The following is a 1831-nucleotide window of genomic DNA, read 5'->3' on the forward strand; positions in this document are numbered from 1 at the left end:
GGTTGTCATCTGCACTGCTTACTCCGACTATTCGTGGGAAGAGATTCTCCAGAAACTAGGACGCTCGCACCGGCTGCTGATTCTGAAAAAGCCTTTCGACAATATCGAAGTGCTGCAACTTGCTAATGCCCTTACCGAGAAATGGCGATTGGCTCATCTGGCCAATCGCCGCATGCAGGAACTTGAAAGCAAGATCGAGAGCCTAACATTACAATTGCGGCACGCCGGCAGCGACTCTGGCCGCTATTGATCCCATAAATAACCCCGTAAATAACACACAGCCCGAGCCGAAACCGGTAGCAATGCGTGGGCATCCTGCCGACGCATGCGCCGAGATTGGGTTATGCAGCATCGATTCACTCGCCTGCCGATTCTGGGCGTCACACTCGGAAAGTCGATGCCATCGATGTTGTCTTGCCGGTCGTGTCTTATACGCGACAGCGATGCCGGATATAAAACCCGACCTGCAATTTCGGAGCGACCCATACGACACGGGTGGCCCGTGATCGGCCCGGATGGGTCAATCATGGTCAATAGGCCGTCGGTTCGGAACGCGGCAGTCCCTAAGTCCCTTTTGCTTTTTCTTTTATCATCGACTACAAAGGACGCAAGTGTTTGTCGGTCAAAGGAAAGCAGGAGTCAGTAGTGTCGATATACGTATTTAAGTCCCTTTGTAAAGGGACATTTAGGGCCCCTAAAAATGGCCTCTATTTCTAGTTGGGTTTCACAGGAATGTAACGCGTTGATGTTTTTCTGTTCTAGCATTAACTAATCCATTGGATTATGATGCCGCGCATGCAAACCATCGCGGAGATGCCTGAGTTCAGTCGCAATGCTAGCCGTCTGCTACGCGAAGACGAAGTTCAAACCCTCATTAGTTATTTGGCCGAGCACCCTTTGGCGGGTGCGCTTATTGCTGGTACTGGTGGCGTTCGCAAGCTACGGTGGGCTCGTGAGGGTATGGGTAAGAGCGGTGGTGTCCGCATCATTTACTACTTCCATAGTGAACGTCTTCCTTTGTATCTGTTGACTGTCTTTGGAAAGAATGAGAAGGCCAATCTGACCAAAGCAGAGGCCAATGCTCTTTCCAAGCTGGTTAAGCTACTAATTCAAGCATCGAGAATCTAATCATGAGCAAAGCATTTAAGAGTATCAAAGCTGGTTTAACCGAGGCCCTTGCGCACGCCAAAGGCAAGCAAGTTAAGGTACGTATGCATTATCCGCAGGCGATAGATGTAAAAGCCATTCGTGCCAAGGTGGGCATGACTCAAACCGAGTTTGCCTCGTCGTTTGGCATTAGTGTTGGCACCCTGCGTCACTGGGAGCGCGGCGACCGCGAACCGCACGGCCCCGCTCGTGTCTTACTGCATGTCGTATCAAAACAACCTAAAGCAGTGTTGTCGGCCCTGTCGGCATGAAACCCAACAATGCGCTGCAAGCGACGTGCGAAACTCACGCGCTTGAGCGCAAGCGTTAGCTGCTATGCGAGCACAATTGCCATATCTAGCATTTATGGTTGCCCTGACGCTGGGGCTTTACTTGTTCTTGCATCTGCCGCTTGGTTTCACAGCGCTAGCAGTTTTTGTAGGTTGGCCTTTGGCGGGCACGCTCATCACCGCTGACGACGACCTACCAGGTGGCTGGGGCAATTCGGACGGTTCAGTGCCACCTCCGTGGAAGACAGCTTGGTTTTGGGGTCAAATTACATTACGGCTAAGCTTTGCATTATCGGCGTTTGCCATTGAAGCAGGCGTATGGTCGTCACAAGCATGGGTGTTTTGGTTACTGTGTGTGGCTTCCGGCTTTACATCGTTCGCTCTTCTAAAACGAG

The 1831-nt window shown here is 51.4% G+C and carries 3 protein-coding genes and 1 pseudogene; all 4 read left to right on the top strand.

Features of this window, described 5'->3' with window-relative positions; translation table 11 throughout:
- Positions 1–250, top strand: a pseudogene (locus EPO09_RS22150) (hypothetical protein); the annotation flags it as partial.
- A 545-nt stretch (positions 251–795) separates the two neighbouring features.
- The gene (locus tag EPO09_RS22155; RefSeq protein WP_290646792.1) at positions 796–1128 is read left to right on the top strand and encodes a type II toxin-antitoxin system RelE/ParE family toxin; all 333 of its coding nucleotides are present in this window, start codon (positions 796–798) and stop codon (positions 1126–1128) included.
- A gap of 2 nt (positions 1129–1130) precedes the next feature.
- Positions 1131–1418 carry a helix-turn-helix domain-containing protein gene (locus EPO09_RS22160; protein ID WP_290646794.1) on the top strand — a complete coding sequence of 96 codons (288 nt, stop codon included), beginning with the start codon at positions 1131–1133 and terminating at the stop codon, positions 1416–1418.
- Positions 1419–1482: 64 nt separating this feature from the next.
- On the top strand, positions 1483–1831 hold a 349-nt coding region (locus EPO09_RS22165; protein ID WP_290646796.1), incomplete at its 3' end, for a hypothetical protein.

This window comes from Aquabacterium sp. (assembly GCF_004297345.1).
In the GTDB taxonomy this organism is placed as follows: domain Bacteria; phylum Pseudomonadota; class Gammaproteobacteria; order Burkholderiales; family Burkholderiaceae_C; genus Aquabacterium.

What these genes read in the sequence shown, in the direction of transcription:
- EPO09_RS22160 (WP_290646794.1), top strand. Translation starts at nt 1,131, where the DNA reads ATGAGCAAAGCATTTAAGAGTATCAAAGCTGGTTTAACCGAGGCCCTT.
- EPO09_RS22155 (WP_290646792.1), top strand. Translation starts at nt 796, where the DNA reads ATGCAAACCATCGCGGAGATGCCTGAGTTCAGTCGCAATGCTAGCCGT.